A 15,832-nucleotide genomic window follows, 5' to 3' on the forward strand; every position below is an offset into this window, starting at 1 on the left:
ATCCCTTAATATCGTCAGACTGTTTCTCTGACATTGGAGGCTTTGTGAAGTTAACGTTTGAACTGAAAAAGAAAAATGGTAATGCGCGTCGAGGTCAGTTGACCTTTGAACGTGGCACCGTACAAACCCCGGCCTTTATGCCCGTTGGGACTTATGGCACAGTAAAGGGCATGACCCCGGAAGAAGTTAAAGAAACGGGTGCTGAAATTTTGCTGGGTAACACCTTCCATCTCTGGCTGCGTCCAGGCCAAGAAGTGATGAAAATGCATGGTGATTTGCACGACTTTATGAATTGGCAAGGCCCGATTCTGACTGACTCTGGTGGTTTCCAAGTGTTTAGTTTGGGCGAAATTCGTAAAATCACCGAAGAGGGGGTGCATTTTCGCAACCCTGTAAATGGTGACAAAATCTTTATGGATGCCGAAAAATCGATGGAAATCCAAAAAGATTTAGGTTCAGATATCGTAATGATTTTCGATGAATGTACGCCTTACCCTGCGACGCATGAAGAAGCAAAAAAATCGATGCAAATGTCATTACGTTGGGCGCAGCGCTCTCGTGACCATTTTGATAAGCTCAACAATACCAATTCACTGTTTGGCATTGTTCAGGGTGGCGTATACGAAGATTTACGTGATGAGTCAGTGAAAGGACTAACACAAATCGGTTTTGATGGTTATGCGGTCGGTGGCCTTGCGGTTGGAGAGCCTAAGCCCGATATGCATCGTATTTTAGAACACACCTGCCCTCAGCTGCCTGAAGATAAGCCTCGCTACTTAATGGGCGTGGGTAAGCCAGAAGATTTAGTAGAAGGTGTACGTCGTGGCGTCGATATGTTTGACTGTGTGATGCCAACACGAAATGCTCGTAACGGACACCTATTTGTGACCGGTGGTGTGATCAAGATCCGTAATGCAGTACATAAAACAGATACAACACCACTGGATCCGCATTGTGACTGTTACACTTGCAAAAATTATTCTAAGTCGTACTTGCACCATTTGGATCGTTGTAATGAGATCCTTGGCGCTCGTCTGAATACTATTCACAATCTACGTTATTACCAACGATTGATGGAAAGTATTCGTAAAGCGATAGACGAAGATCGCTTTGATCAATTTGTAGAAGCGTTTTACGCACGCCGTCAACGCGAAGTGCCGCCGCTACAAATCGAACAAGCGTAATGGCAAGCACTGAGATGGATTTATCCTGAAGGGTCTATTCATGGCTTGAATTTGTCTTAGTGCGGCCCAATACCTACAAATATTACAAACAATAACTTAGAGGACGTTTCTCAATGAGTCTAATTTCTGTAGCGCACGCAGCAGGTGAAGGTGCATCACAGGGTGGTGGTTTCGAAATGCTGATCATGCTTGGCATGTTTGCGGTAATTTTCTATTTTATGATTTACCGCCCACAGTCTAAACGAGTGAAAGAGCATAAAAGTCTAATGGCCTCAATGGCGAAAGGTGATGAAGTCTTAACCAGTGGTGGTTTAGTGGGAAGAATCACTAAAATCGCTGATGATAACGATTTTATCTCTGTTGAATTGAACAACAATAATGAAGTTGTGATCAAAAAAGACTTCGTTTCTGCCGTGTTACCAAAAGGTACACTTAAATCTTTGTAAAACAGCTAGAGGATCCTCGCTGTGCTAAACCGTTATCCGTTATGGAAGTACTTAATGGTTGTGTTTGCCATTACCATTTCTGCTTTATACGCACTTCCTAATCTTTACGGTGAAGATCCGGCTATTCAAGTTACAGGGGCGCGTGGCGCCTCTGTAGATATGTCAACGCTGGATGCTGTCACTGAAGCGCTCGATAAAGCGCAACTCTCTCATAAATCCATTGCTTTCGAAAATGGCTCCATTTTGGTGCGTTTTAATGACACTGATACCCAAATCAGTGCTCGTGACATCATTAATGAAGCTTTAGGCAATGACACCATTGTTGCGCTGAACTTAGCGCCTTCCACTCCTCGTTGGCTAGAATCCATTGGCGCAGCGCCGATGAAACTTGGCCTTGATTTACGCGGCGGAGTTCACTTTTTAATGGAAGTGGACATGGACGCGGCAATGGAGCGATTAGTCAGCCAACAAGAAGAAGCTTTTCGTAGTGAATTGCGCGATGAGAAGATCCGCTACCGTGCGATCCGTAGTCAAGCGGATTCCGTCGAGATCATTTTACGCGATGCCGCTCAGCTTGAAGAAACTCGCCGTCTATTAGAGGCGAATCATCGTGATATGAATTTTACCGCTTCTGATCGTGATGGGCGCTTCCTCTTGGTAGCCAAATTTACAGACGCCCGTTTACAAGAGATTCGCAACTACGCGGTTGAGCAAAATATCACTATTTTACGCAATCGTGTCAATGAATTAGGGGTTGCAGAACCTTTAGTTCAGCGTCAAGGTGCGAGTCGGATTGTGGTTGAATTACCTGGCGTACAGGATACTGCACGTGCGAAAGAAATTTTAGGTGCGACGGCAACCCTTGAGTTTCGTGAAGTCGACGCTACGGCTGATCTGGCTGCCGCAGCGGCAGGTCGAGTGCCTGCAGGTAGTGAAATTAAACTGGATCGCGATGGTCGTCCTGTTGTTTTAAAACGTCGAGTCATTTTGGGTGGTTCAAGTATTACTGACGCCAGTTCAAGTGCCGACGAATACGGTCGCCCACAGGTCAATATTTCTCTTGATAGTGAAGGTGGCAGTAAGATGTCGGCTTTCTCAAGAAATAATATTGGTAAGCTGATGGCAACGGTATTTGCTGAATATCGAGACAGTGGTGAAAGAACCGACGATGGCCGAGTGATTTTAGAAAAGCATGAAGAAGTCATCAACCAAGCGACGATTCAGTCAGCATTGGGGCGTAATTTCCGAATCACCGGCATCAACTCGGCGGCTGAGGCTCAAAATTTAGCGTTATTACTACGTGCAGGCGCATTAATCGCACCGATTTCGATCGTTGAAGAGCGGACGATTGGCCCGTCAATGGGACAACAGAATATCGACATGGGTATTCAAGCTTGTATCTGGGGTTTGTTTGCGGTGATGATCTTTACTGCACTGTACTATCGTACGTTTGGCTTGATTGCTAACTTAGCCTTGTTGACCAACTTAGTGTTGATTATCGGCATTATGTCGATGATTCCCGGAGCAACCATGACCTTACCCGGCATTGCCGGTATTGTGTTAACGGTTGGTATGGCGGTAGATGCTAACGTGCTGATTTTTGAACGTATTCGTGAAGAGCTACGTGAAGGTCGTAATCCGCAACAAGCGATCCACCAAGGTTACGCCAATGCGTTTAGTACCATTGCTGATGCGAATATCACGACGCTGATCACGGCGATTATTTTGTTTGCGGTGGGTACTGGTGCGATCAAAGGCTTCGCCGTTACTTTATCGATTGGTATCTTAACGTCGATGTTTACCGCGATTATCGGTACGCGTTGTGTGGTTAACCTGCTGTATGGCGGGAAACGTATTAATAAATTGTCGATCTAAGGCTAGGAATCATTATGTATCAAATTCTGAAAGCAGAGAAAACGATCGACTTTATGCGTTGGTCAAAGTTTACGTTTGTCTTATCGCTATTGATGATTGGCGCGTCAATTTTTACCTTATCCACCAAATGGTTAAACTGGGGATTGGACTTTACTGGCGGAACACTGATAGAAGTGGGTTTTGCCGAGCCTGCGAATCTGGAGAAAATTCGCCATGCCCTTGATGAGCGTGGATTTGGTGATGCAACAGTACAAAACTTTGGTTCAGCACGTGATGTAATGGTCCGTTTGCGTCCTCGTGAAGGGGTCGCTGGAGAAACGCTCGGTAACCAAATTCTGAATGCCATCAAAGAGGGAACGGGTGAAAGCGTTGAGATGCGCCGGATCGAGTTTGTTGGTCCTAACGTTGGTGATGAGCTGGCAGAAGCGGGAGGCTTAGCAATTTTAGCCTCACTGATCTGTATTTTGCTTTACGTTTCAATGCGTTTTGAATGGCGTTTAGCCTCTGGGGCCGTATTATCTCTAGCTCACGACGTAATCATCACCCTAGGTATTTTCTCGTTACTGCAAATCGAAATTGATTTAACGATCGTGGCCGCTTTACTAACGGTGGTCGGCTATTCGTTGAACGATACGATAGTGGTCTTTGACCGTATTCGTGAGAATTTCCGTAAGTTGCGTAAAGGCGATTCAGCGGAAGTAATGAATAGCTCCATTACGCAAACGCTGAGTCGGACGTTAATTACTTCAGGCACGACGTTGTTTGTGGTGATCGCATTATTTGTCCAAGGTGGTGCGAATATCCATGGTTTTGCTACCGCATTACTGCTGGGGATCACGGTAGGTACTTACTCTTCTATCTACGTTGCTTCGGCGTTAGCGTTAAAGCTTGGTATTACCCGTGAGCATCTTATTCCAGCACCTATAGAAAAAGAGGGTGCTGAGTTGGATGAGTTGCCTTAGCTTAAGGTTGACAGGTGACAGTGAGATTCGTCTTCACCAGTAACAAAAAAACCGCTGAATATTCAGCGGTTTTTTTTATCAAGCGAGCATGGATGATTGGTGCCATGCTGATTGTTTGACAATAGAACGGTTATTTAAAAATCGCACTGTTTCCGTTTTCACGGATGTGTTGCAAAATCGCTTTTACACCACGTGGGCTTGAGCCGACAATATTGCCTGATTGCATGTAATTAGTACCGCCAGCAAAATCGGCCAGAATTGCGCCTGCTTCACGAGCGATCAGTTCGCCTGCCGCCATATCCCATGGTTTAAGACCTAACTCAAAGTAGCCATCGACACGGTTAGACGCTAAATAACATAAATCTAAGGCGGCTGAGCCAGTACGACGAAAATCAGCGCACTCAACAAACAAAGAAGAAATAATTTTTAGGTAAGATTCAGAATGTTGTTTTTGCTTAAATGGGAAACCAGTCGCAAGGATAGCCCCTTGTAGATCTTTCAATGGTTTAACGCGAATACGACTATTGTTTAATTGAGCGCCAGAGCCACGTTGTGCGGTAAATAGTTCATTTAACATTGGGTCATAAACACAGGCAACTTCGGTGCGACCGTTCATTCTTACGGCAATCGATACCGCAAAATGAGGGATACCTTTCACGAAGTTATTGGTTCCATCCAGTGGGTCGATGATCCATTGTACGTCTTTATCTTTACCTTCGATAAGACCGCCTTCTTCGGCAATAATGCAGTGCTCAGGGTAAGAGCTTTGGATGGTAGCAATGATTAGCGCTTCCGCTTCTTTGTCGACATTAGTAACAAAGTCATTGCTTCCTTTTTGAAAGGATTCAATTTTGTCAGCGTTTTCTAGAGATTTAGCAATATGATTACCTGCTTTTCGCGCAGCGCGAATAGCAATGTTTAGCATTGGATGCATACGAGTTTCCCAACGGATGTTAAAGAACGAAAAAAGCGGAGCGGATTATAGCAAAATCATACCAAAAAGGAAGTGGTTATTTTTTGCTCGCTTAATGGTTCGGCCGACAACGGGCCTGATCATTTCATTTTTCTTTATGTTATTATCGAACAACGAACGCCAAGTAACCGTTTTTGTATGGATTATTCTCGAGTTACTTAGCCAACCCTTCAAGCCAATTTAATACCGTTAAAGTTAAGATGGACTCGCTCGTCAACGCGAATCAACGAGTGAGTGTCATCATCGACGGCGAGATTAGCGATAGATTGATGGTAAATTAACGTCATGTTAGACAATGTTAAAATCGTTTTAGTGGGCACATCACATTCAGGAAACATTGGTTCAGCGGCTAGAGCGATGAAAGTGATGGGCCTAAGTCAGATGGTATTAGTCGCACCTGAATGCGCAGTAGATGCTCAAGCAATCGCGTTAGCTGCGGGTGCCAGTGATATTGCGTTAAATGCGCAGATCGTCAGCACGCTGAGTGAAGCGGTTGCTGAGTGTGGGTTAGTCGTTGGTAGCAGCGCCCGTTCACGTACATTAGAGTGGCCGATGCTTGATCCTCGTCAGTGTGGCGAACAGTTTGCTATTGAAGGTCAAACCCATCCTGTTGCGGTAGTATTTGGTCGTGAAAGAACAGGCTTAACCAATGAAGAGTTACAGCTTTGTCATTATCATGTATGCATTCCTGCTAACCCCGAATACAGCTCATTAAACTTAGCGATGGCCGTGCAAACGTTATGTTACGAGATTCGCGTTGCTCATTTAACACATCAACAGAGTGAGTTTTCATCACCGACAGTGGTGGACTATCCTCGTCATCAAGAACTGGACCGATTTTATCAGCATCTAGAGCGAGTGTTGTTGGAAAGTGAGTTTATCTCTCCTTCACAGCCAGGGCAGGTAATGAACAAGCTCCGCCGATTATTCAGCCGAGCTCGCCCTGAAGCGCAAGAAATTAATATCTTACGTGGCGTATTGACTGCAGTAGAGAAAAAAATGCGCCTGCCTTAATTGTCGCTAATCACCTGATTAATTTAAGGTTAAATACCCGACTAATTCAGTCAATTAAATACTTGACTGAATTAGTCGGGTATGGAAGAATCTCAACCACATAATCGATGTGGATATGGTGTAATATGAGATTAACATCTAAAGGAAGATACGCGGTAACCGCCATGTTAGATGTGGCGCTAAATTCGCAGCAAAACCCAGTACCTCTAGCGGATATTTCAGAGCGACAAGGTATTTCTCTGTCTTATCTAGAGCAGCTATTTTCTAAATTACGTAAAGCTGGCTTAGTTGCTAGTGTTCGTGGTCCTGGCGGTGGTTATCGTTTAGGCGCAGAAGCGAGTACCATTTCTATTGGTACGGTTATCGCGGCGGTGGATGAATCTGTCGATGCGACGAAATGCCATGGTAAAGGTGATTGCCAAGGTGGCACTCGTTGTCTTACTCACACGTTATGGTGTGACCTCAGCTCACGTATTAGCGACTTCTTAAATAACATCACACTCGGTGAGTTGATGGTTGATAACGAAGTCTTACAAATTTCTGACCGTCAAGGTATGAACCTTGCGGCGAACCAAGGGAATGGCAATAAGCATTCTCAATCTGTCACTATTGGTGCAGCCTCCTTTGGTCTTAACGTTCGCTCATAGCGGCAATGTTTACACTGGAGTAAAATAAAAAATGAAACTGCCTATTTATTTAGACTATTCGGCCACCTGTCCGGTTGATCCGCGCGTGGCCGAAAAGATGATTCAGCATATGACGATGGATGGGACGTTTGGTAATCCTGCTTCTCGATCGCATCGTTATGGCTGGCAGGCAGAAGAAGCGGTGGATACGGCGCGTGAACAAGTTGCTGAACTTATTAATGCCGATCCGCGTGAAATTGTTTTTACTTCAGGGGCAACAGAGTCGAATAACTTGGCGATTAAAGGTGCGGCGCACTTTTATGCTAAACAAGGTAAGCACATCATCACCTGTCAAACTGAGCATAAAGCAGTATTAGATACTACTCGCCAGCTAGAACAGGAAGGTTTTGAGGTGACGTATCTTCAGCCTGACCGTCGTGGATTGATCGATATAAATCAATTACAAGCCGCCATGCGTGATGATACCGTGCTAGTGTCGGTGATGCATGTCAACAATGAAATTGGTGTGATTCAGGATATCACTGCGATTGGTGAGCTGTGTCGTGATCGAAATATCATCTTTCACGTTGATGCGGCTCAATCCGCGGGCAAAGTTGAGATCGATGTACAAGCAATGAAAGTCGATCTTATCTCACTCTCAGCGCATAAAATTTATGGCCCTAAAGGTATTGGGGCTCTCTTTGTGCGTCGCAAGCCGCGTATTTATCTTGAAGCACAGATGCATGGTGGTGGTCATGAGCGCGGTTTCCGCTCAGGAACACTGGCGACCCATCAAATTGTTGGGATGGGAGAAGCGTTTAACATCGCTAAACAAGAGATGGAGCATGATTATCAACATGCTAAAACTTTACGTGACCGTTTACTTAATGGCATACAAGATATCGAAGCTGTGAGTATCAACGGTGATTTAGAGCAGCGTGTTCCTCATAACCTTAATCTCGGTTTTGCTTTTGTCGAAGGCGAATCGTTGTTAATGGCCCTGAAAGATCTTGCGGTTTCTTCAGGCAGTGCTTGTACCTCGGCTAGCTTAGAGCCTTCTTATGTATTGCGTGCGCTGGGTTTGGATGATGAATTAGCACACAGCTCGCTTCGTTTTTCATTTGGCCGTTTTACGACCGAAGATGAAATAGATTATGCGATTGAACATATTCGTAGCGCAGTGACTCAATTGCGTAATATGTCGCCTTTGTGGCAAATGCATAAAGAAAGCTCAATAATATAGTCGGCAGCGAGCCATCAAATCAGTGTTGAGTTAACAATTTTAAGCAAAATAAGCGGACCTCATGGTCCGTTTTTTTATCCAGTGGGTATTTTTACGCGACAAAATGTTAACATCGTTAGGTTGATTATTCGTTGTGATTCAGATATATCCGAGAGTAGTTATTCTCAACTCGTTACAAGAGCGGTAATCGCGCGGTAGTGTAACGGAACAAAGGAATATATCTATTAGGGCCACACCATATAGGACAAGGAGAAACCATGTCTACACAGATGCCTGTATTTATTAGTCTAGAGTCAGCCCAGCCTCAGTGGGGAGAAAAAGCCCTCGTCTCATTCTCAGAGCAGGGCGCGACCATTCATTTATCGAAAGAGAATGATCTCAATGCCATTCAGCGTGCAGCACGTAAATTAGATGGCCAAGGATTGCGTTCGTTACATTTATCTGGTTCAGCATGGACCTTAGAAACGATTTGGGCATTTCACCAAGGTTATCGTGATCCTAAAAAGAAAAATACCTTACAGTGGGAGTCGTTAGCCAGCGCTGATCAAACTGAACTTGAAGCACGGATTAAAGCGGCGGATTGGACACGCGATATTATCAATAAAAGTGCTGAAGAAGTGGCTCCTCGTCAATTAGCGACCATGGCTGCCGAGTTTATTAAGTCACTAGCTCCGGATCACGTCTCTTATCGAATTGTAAAAGATAAAGACCTATTGACGGAAAATTGGGAAGGCATTTATGCGGTAGGTCGAGGTTCTGAGCGCACTTCTGCCATGTTGCAATTAGACTACAACCCAACGGGCGATGATAATGCTCCTGTATTTGCCTGCTTAGTTGGCAAAGGCATTACCTTTGACTCTGGTGGCTATAGTTTAAAACCGTCTAATTTTATGTCTTCGATGAAAGCGGATATGGGTGGAGCAGGAACCATCACCGGAGCACTTGGTCTGGCTATCATGCGCGGTTTGAATAAACGCGTTAAGCTCATTTTGTGCTGTGCTGAGAACATGGTATCTGGCCGTGCATTAAAATTGGGTGATGTGATCACCTATAAAAACGGCAAAACCGTTGAAATTATGAATACTGACGCAGAAGGGCGGTTAGTCTTAGCTGATGGTTTGATTTACGCTTCAGAGCAAAAACCACAATTGATCATCGATTGTGCAACGTTAACGGGAGCTGCAAAAAATGCGTTAGGTAATGATTACCACGCATTACTGAGCTTCGACCAAGCTTTGAGTCAACAAGCGCTCAATGCAGCTCAAGAAGAGCATGAAGGATTATGGGCTCTGCCATTAGCTGATTTTCACCGTGATATGTTGCCCTCGAACTTTGCTGATCTCTCCAATATTTGTTCTGGTGATTATTCACCGGGTGCAAGTACGGCAGCGGCTTTCTTATCCTACTTTGTTGACGATTACCAGCAAGGCTGGCTACATGTCGATTGCGCGGGAACGTATCGTAAATCCGCCAGTGATAAATGGGCCGCTGGGGCAACAGCGATGGGCGTTAAGACCGTTGCGCGTATTTTATTAGATCAGGCCAAATAATAAGTAACCAAGGGGCAGTGTTGATTGCCCCGTTTTGTACTCTTTTTTGCTATTACAGCGGTATTGACGTCGTTGAGTAGCTCCTATGACATGGTTATCTATGTGGTTAGGGAGAGACTCATCTGTCGCTAAAGGTAGCAGCAAGCGATTGGAGTACGTATCAATTAGCCTTACTATTTACTATCAAAATCCAAAAAGGACATCTTATGGCTCTTGAAAGAACATTTTCAATTATCAAACCTGACGCGGTAAAGCGTAACTTAATCGGCGAGATTTACCATCGTATAGAAAAAGCGGGATTGAGAATTATCGCGGCAAAAATGGTTCATTTAACCGAAGATCAAGCGAGCGGTTTTTATGCTGAGCATGAAGGAAAAGCGTTCTTTAATGATCTAAAAGCCTTTATGACATCAGGTCCGATCATGGTCCAAGTGTTAGAGGGAGAAAATGCGATTGCTCGTTACCGTGAATTAATGGGTAAAACTAATCCGGAAGAAGCGGCATGTGGCACGATACGCGCTGATTACGCGCTGAGTATGCGTTATAATTCTGTACACGGCAGCGATAGTCCTATTTCGGCAGCTCGTGAAATTGAGTTCTTTTTTCCCGACGCTGAAATTTGCCCACGCAGTGAGTGAGTTGCCGTAGAACCCAAATGGCACCATCAAGACTCAGCGCTGGATGGTTTATGGTTTTTACCACGGTATAAAGTAAGCGTTAAGCTGAAGGTAAATAGTTAATCACCGTGTTTATTGGTGACCCCTGATGAGTCCTGCCTCATCAGGGATTAATCATCGACTAGAACCGCTTTCCTATCCCAACAATGTCGCAAAAAATTCAGGGTTTTACTGTGCTTGTTGTCATTGAATAAAGGCTGTACAATTCGCGCCCTTAATTCTAGTTCCATCTTGGAGAGGCCACATGACCACTGAAAAAGTCAATCTGCTCGATTTTGATCGCAAAGGCTTACGTACTTATTTCGCAGAAGAATTGGGTGAAAAAGCGTTTCGAGCTGATCAAATCATGAAGTGGATTTATCACTTCGGTTGTGATGACTTCGAAAAAATGACCAACATTAACAAAAACCTGCGTGAGAAATTACAGACTCACTGTGAGATTCGAGCGCCTTACGTTTCCGATGCTCAATACTCCAGTGATGGCACGATTAAATGGGCAATGCGAGTCGGAGATCAAGATGTCGAAACCGTCTATATTCCCGAGGAAGATCGCGCCACATTGTGTGTCTCTTCACAAGTTGGTTGTGCGCTGGAATGTAAGTTTTGTTCAACCGCTCAGCAAGGGTTTAACCGTAATTTACGCGTTTCGGAAATTATTGGTCAGGTTTGGCGTGCAGCACGTGAAATTGGTTTGGAAAAAGAAACAGGCCGCCGTCCGATCACCAATGTGGTAATGATGGGCATGGGTGAGCCGTTGCTCAATATGAAAAACCTCATTCCTGCGTTAGAACTTATGCTTGATGACCTCGGTTTTGGTTTGTCGAAACGTCGTGTGACGGTCTCTACTTCAGGTGTCGTTTCTGGTTTAGATCAAATGACCGGGCAAATTGACGTTGCTTTAGCGATTTCACTTCATGCACCTAACGATAAACTACGCAGCGAAATTATGCCGATTAATGATCGCTGGGATATTCAAGATTTTCTTGCTTCAGTGCGCCGCTATATTGCCTCTTCTAACGCCAATCGCGGTAAAGTAACCGTCGAATATGTTTTGTTGGATCATGTGAATGATGGCACTGAACATGCGCATGAACTGGCTCAGTTGATGAAAGGGACGCCTTGTAAAATTAACCTGATCCCGTTTAATCCTTATCCAGGTTCACCGTATAAAAAACCCAGTAATTCACGCATTGATCGTTTTCAGAAAACCTTAATGCAATATGAGCATACTGTGACAATACGTAAAACGCGTGGTGATGATATTGACGCTGCCTGCGGTCAGTTAGTTGGTGATGTAATAGACAGAACCAAACGGACGAAATTAAAGCAGCAGCCTGAGCAGATTATTCCCGTAAAAACCTTATAAACCTTTTTAATAACGCCAGCCTTTTCGCTGGCGTTATTGTTAAGAGAAAACGGCTAAACAAGTCGAATTACATTTTGAGTTTATAAGCCAATAGATGCTCAGTTTTTATCGGTCATCGAGCACCTTGATAGAATCATGCTATTAACTGAAACAGGCTGCGTAAGGTGTTTTGATGCATAGTAGGATTCTTAGCTCACAGTGGCAAATTATGGCTTTTTTATGTCAATTTAACGAAAAATCTTGACCTAGCTGTAATTTCTTTTTCAAATCAATGTTGTTTACCGCCTAAGATCCATTAGAATGATTTAATTAGAGCCCATTCGATGTAGCGGTCGAATCGAACAAACGTGATATCCAACTTACTTGATGAGTGATAATGCAATTTCCTCGCTGTATAAGCAAAATTAGTCTGGAAGTTAGTATTATCGAAACTTAAGTGAATTGGATGAAACCATTTTCCCTGTTGGAGCCCTGAGAACCTAAACGCGACTAATGAATAGAGACAAAAATAACAGCGTAGGCTTCGGCTCGAACACGAATAAAAGAGATTGATAGCGCGGATGAATACACAACAAGAGACCATCGTTGAAGAAACGCCGAACGTTCAACAACCCGGCACACTGCTTAAGCTCAAACGAGAAGCTTTAGGATTGAGTCAAAAGCAAGTGGCTGATCGCTTACGGTTGCGGGTGGCGATTATTCGTAACATTGAAGATAACCAATTTGATTCTGATTTGGTGGCAACCTTTACTCGTGGTTATCTGCGTTCTTATGCTAAAGCCGTCGGACTCTCGGCTGCTGAAGTCGTCGAAGCTTATGAGTTGCACTATGTGATTGAGCCTCAAGAGCAGAAGATGCAAAGCTTTTCTAAAAAAACGAAACGTGATCAGCACGATAGTCGTATCATGTTGATCACTTGGGTTATTGTATTGGTGATTATTGGTATGTCATCACTGTGGTGGTGGCAGAATAACCAACACAATAATCTCACTTCATCGAGTGAGCTCAGTTCATTGATTACTGAGCAAACCAATCCGCAGTCTGCGTTGGCCGACCCTATTTTGGATCAGCTACCGACGGTGAGTGACCTGACTGTTGGTAATGAGGTATCAGCGGTTGAGCAAGCAGAAGAGGAAGAGTCCCCCGTCAACGATAGTCGGGTTGAGCCTATCTTAGAAGCGGAGCCATCCATCACACCAGCTACCACCGAAAATACGCCGGTCAACGCTGACGAGAGTAATTTGCTCAGCATGACTTTTAGCGCTGATTGTTGGATTCAAGTTAAAGATGCCACTGGCAAAACGCTGTCTACCGGCGTTAAAAAAGCCGGTCAATCAATCAATGTGCGTGGTGAAACCCCGATTAGTGTCATTCTTGGAGCACCAGAAGGTGTTTCTGTCACATTTGCGAGTGAACCTGTCGACCTTTCTGGGTATACTTCAGGCAGAGTAGCTAGATTCACCTTACCTTAGACGAAATTATGCAACACAAGTCTCCTATTAAGCGTCGCCCCTCTACACGTATTTATGTGGGTAACGTACCTATTGGCGATGGCGCGCCTATCGCCGTACAATCCATGACTAACACCAGAACCACAGATGTGGCTGCGACCGTCGCTCAAATAAAAGCGTTGGAGAAAGTCGGGGCCGATATTGTCCGTGTCTCGGTTCCTACTATGGATGCTGCCGAAGCATTTAAGTTAATTAAGCAACAGGTCTCGATTCCTTTAGTGGCAGATATTCATTTTGACTATCGAATCGCTTTAAAAGTGGCCGAGTATGGTGTTGATTGTTTACGGATTAACCCTGGTAATATCGGTAATGAAGCTCGGATCCGCTCGGTAGTCGATTGCGCCCGTGATAAAGGCATTCCGATTCGAATCGGCGTTAATGGTGGTTCATTAGAAAAAGACCTTCAGCTTAAATATGGTGAACCGACACCTGAAGCTCTGGTTGAATCTGCGATGCGCCATGTCGATATTCTCGACAGGCTAAACTTCGATCAGTTCAAAGTCAGTGTTAAAGCTTCGGATGTTTTTCTAGCAGTAGATTCCTATCGGTTATTGGCTAAACAAATCGATCAACCTCTTCATTTAGGGATCACCGAAGCGGGTGGTGCCCGAGCTGGTTCAGTTAAATCGGCAGTTGGTTTAGGGATGCTGTTGGCTGAAGGTATCGGTGATACGCTACGGATTTCTTTAGCGGCCGATCCTGTTGAAGAGATTAAAGTCGGTTTTGATATTCTGAAATCACTGCGCATTCGCTCTCGTGGGATCAACTTTATCGCTTGTCCAAGTTGTTCTCGTCAGGAATTTGATGTGATCAGTACGGTTAACGCACTTGAGCAGCGTTTGGAAGATGTGTTAACCCCAATGGATGTCTCGATCATTGGTTGTGTCGTCAACGGCCCTGGTGAGGCAGAAGTCTCCCACTTAGGATTGGCTGGCAGTAATAAAAAAAGTGCCTTCTATGAAGATGGTGTTCGTCAGAAAGAGCGCTTTGATAATGACGATCTCGTTGCTCAGCTCGAAGCTAGAATCCGTTCAAAAGCAGCTCAGTTAGACACGAGAAATCGTATTGCTATTCAGCAAATCGAGCAAGATTAACCTCACGATATTACGGTAAATATTTTGGCAAAGACTATTCAAGCAATTCGAGGCATGAACGACTGCCTCCCGACTCAATCTCCAATTTGGCAAAAAGTGGAGAACGCAGTTAAAAATGTCGTTAGTGCCTATGGCTATAGCGAAGTGCGTATGCCCATCGTGGAAATGACGCCACTTTTTAGCCGCGCTATTGGTGAAGTGACCGATGTGGTTGAAAAAGAGATGTACACCTTTGCTGACCGTAATGGCGATAGCTTAAGCCTTCGTCCTGAAGGAACAGCCGGTTGCGTTCGTGCAGGAATTGAACATGGCCTGCTGTATAACCAAGAGCAGCGTTTATGGTATATCGGACCAATGTTCCGTCATGAGCGTCCTCAGAAAGGTCGCTATCGTCAGTTCCACCAATGTGGCGTTGAAGTATTTGGTATCGATGGCCCAGATGTTGATGCCGAGCTTATCATGATGACAGCACGTCTATGGCGTGAACTTGGTATTGCTGAGCATGTGCGACTAGAGCTGAATTCGATTGGTTCATTAGCGGCTCGCGCGGATTATCGCAGCGCGTTGATTGAGTATTTAGAACAACATCAAGACGTATTGGATGAAGATTGTAAACGCCGCATGTATACCAATCCATTGCGTGTACTTGACAGTAAAAATCCAGACGTTCAAGCGATACTTGGCGATGCGCCCGAATTGGCTGATTACTTAGATGCCGAATCGAAACAACATTTTAGCGGTTTGTGTGAACTTCTTGACGCGGCAGGTATCGAATACACCGTTAATCAACGTTTAGTGCGTGGATTAGATTATTACAATCGAACGGTTTTTGAATGGATAACAGAAAGCTTAGGCTCTCAGGGCACTGTGTGTGGCGGTGGCCGCTATGATGGTTTAGTTGAACAGCTCGGAGGGAAAGCGACTCCGGCAGTTGGTTTTGCGATGGGACTTGAGCGTCTGGTATTGATGATGGAAACCTTAGGTAATACAGAGGTGCGGCGTAGCGTAGACGTTTATATTGTCACGGCGGGTGAAGGTACCACCATGGCTGGAATGAAACTCGCTGAGCAACTGCGTGAGCAAGTTCCGGGTTTACGTGTGATGAACCACTGTGGTGGTGGTAACTTCAAAAAACAATTTAAACGTGCAGATAAAGTTGGTGCTGCGGTCGCTCTGGTACTTGGTGAAAACGAGATCGCTGAAAAGACGGTAGTACTAAAAGATTTACTTGGTGGTCAGCAAACCACGTTATCTCAAACTGATATTGCTAGCCAATTGGCTCATCTCGTTTAAACGCATGTTTTTGAGATT

The 15,832-nt window shown here is 44.6% G+C and carries 14 protein-coding genes; 13 read left to right on the top strand and 1 reads right to left on the bottom strand.

Translation table 11 applies throughout. The annotated features are described in order from the left end of the window. Window positions 1–44: 44 nt before the first annotated feature. The 4 genes from tgt (at window position 45) to secF (ending at window position 4,467) form a co-directional block, all read left to right on the top strand. Window positions 45–1,184: a tRNA guanosine(34) transglycosylase Tgt gene (gene tgt, locus FKN93_RS12820; RefSeq protein WP_154168989.1), complete on the top strand. Its 1,140-nt coding sequence runs from the start codon at window positions 45–47 to the stop codon at window positions 1,182–1,184. Between the two features lie 113 nt (window positions 1,185–1,297). Then, window positions 1,298–1,630, top strand: coding sequence for a preprotein translocase subunit YajC (gene yajC, locus FKN93_RS12825; RefSeq protein ID WP_072668776.1), 333 nt, complete (start codon window positions 1,298–1,300; stop codon window positions 1,628–1,630). Between the two features lie 21 nt (window positions 1,631–1,651). Next, a complete protein-coding gene (gene secD / locus FKN93_RS12830) occupies window positions 1,652–3,505 on the top strand; it encodes a protein translocase subunit SecD (protein ID WP_083797767.1) in 1,854 nt (617 codons plus the stop codon). Between the two features lie 14 nt (window positions 3,506–3,519). After that, complete coding sequence (gene secF, locus FKN93_RS12835; protein ID WP_154168987.1) at window positions 3,520–4,467, top strand: protein translocase subunit SecF; 948 nt, start codon at window positions 3,520–3,522, stop codon at window positions 4,465–4,467. Between the two features lie 130 nt (window positions 4,468–4,597). Here secF and suhB read toward each other — a convergent pair whose 3' ends face one another. Further along, a complete protein-coding gene (gene suhB, locus FKN93_RS12840; RefSeq protein WP_170905243.1) occupies window positions 4,598–5,401 on the bottom strand; it encodes an inositol-1-monophosphatase in 804 nt (267 codons plus the stop codon). Window positions 5,402–5,725: 324 nt separating this feature from the next. Between suhB and trmJ the strand changes: the two genes are divergently transcribed. From trmJ to hisS, 9 genes are all read left to right on the top strand, one after another. Next, a complete protein-coding gene (gene trmJ / locus FKN93_RS12845; protein WP_154168985.1) occupies window positions 5,726–6,454 on the top strand; it encodes a tRNA (cytosine(32)/uridine(32)-2'-O)-methyltransferase TrmJ in 729 nt (242 codons plus the stop codon). 125 nt (window positions 6,455–6,579) lie between these two features. Next, window positions 6,580–7,101: a Fe-S cluster assembly transcriptional regulator IscR gene (gene iscR / locus FKN93_RS12850; protein ID WP_154168984.1), complete on the top strand. Its 522-nt coding sequence runs from the start codon at window positions 6,580–6,582 to the stop codon at window positions 7,099–7,101. 31 nt (window positions 7,102–7,132) lie between these two features. Beyond that, window positions 7,133–8,323 (top strand): IscS subfamily cysteine desulfurase, encoded by a 1,191-nt coding sequence (locus FKN93_RS12855; RefSeq protein WP_161438684.1) that lies wholly within the window; start codon window positions 7,133–7,135, stop codon window positions 8,321–8,323. A gap of 257 nt (window positions 8,324–8,580) precedes the next feature. Continuing rightward, window positions 8,581–9,873: an aminopeptidase PepB gene (gene pepB / locus FKN93_RS12860; RefSeq protein ID WP_004395845.1), complete on the top strand. Its 1,293-nt coding sequence runs from the start codon at window positions 8,581–8,583 to the stop codon at window positions 9,871–9,873. Window positions 9,874–10,079: 206 nt separating this feature from the next. Beyond that, window positions 10,080–10,511: a nucleoside-diphosphate kinase gene (gene ndk, locus FKN93_RS12865; protein WP_154168978.1), complete on the top strand. Its 432-nt coding sequence runs from the start codon at window positions 10,080–10,082 to the stop codon at window positions 10,509–10,511. Window positions 10,512–10,794: 283 nt separating this feature from the next. Further along, on the top strand, window positions 10,795–11,916 hold the full coding sequence (locus FKN93_RS12870; protein ID WP_004395843.1) for a bifunctional tRNA (adenosine(37)-C2)-methyltransferase TrmG/ribosomal RNA large subunit methyltransferase RlmN: 1,122 nt from the start codon (window positions 10,795–10,797) through the stop codon (window positions 11,914–11,916). 560 nt (window positions 11,917–12,476) lie between these two features. Further along, the gene (locus tag FKN93_RS12875; RefSeq protein WP_170905244.1) at window positions 12,477–13,388 is read left to right on the top strand and encodes a RodZ domain-containing protein; all 912 of its coding nucleotides are present in this window, start codon (window positions 12,477–12,479) and stop codon (window positions 13,386–13,388) included. An 8-nt stretch (window positions 13,389–13,396) separates the two neighbouring features. Further along, window positions 13,397–14,521 carry a flavodoxin-dependent (E)-4-hydroxy-3-methylbut-2-enyl-diphosphate synthase gene (ispG, locus tag FKN93_RS12880; RefSeq protein ID WP_170905245.1) on the top strand — a complete coding sequence of 375 codons (1,125 nt, stop codon included), beginning with the start codon at window positions 13,397–13,399 and terminating at the stop codon, window positions 14,519–14,521. Window positions 14,522–14,545: 24 nt separating this feature from the next. Then, entirely contained in the window at window positions 14,546–15,814 is a 1,269-nt protein-coding gene (gene hisS / locus FKN93_RS12885; protein WP_170905246.1) for a histidine--tRNA ligase, read from the top strand. Window positions 15,815–15,832: the final 18 nt, after the last annotated feature.

Source organism: Vibrio sp. A8-1, from assembly GCF_013048685.1.
Lineage (GTDB): Bacteria > Pseudomonadota > Gammaproteobacteria > Enterobacterales > Vibrionaceae > Vibrio > Vibrio metschnikovii.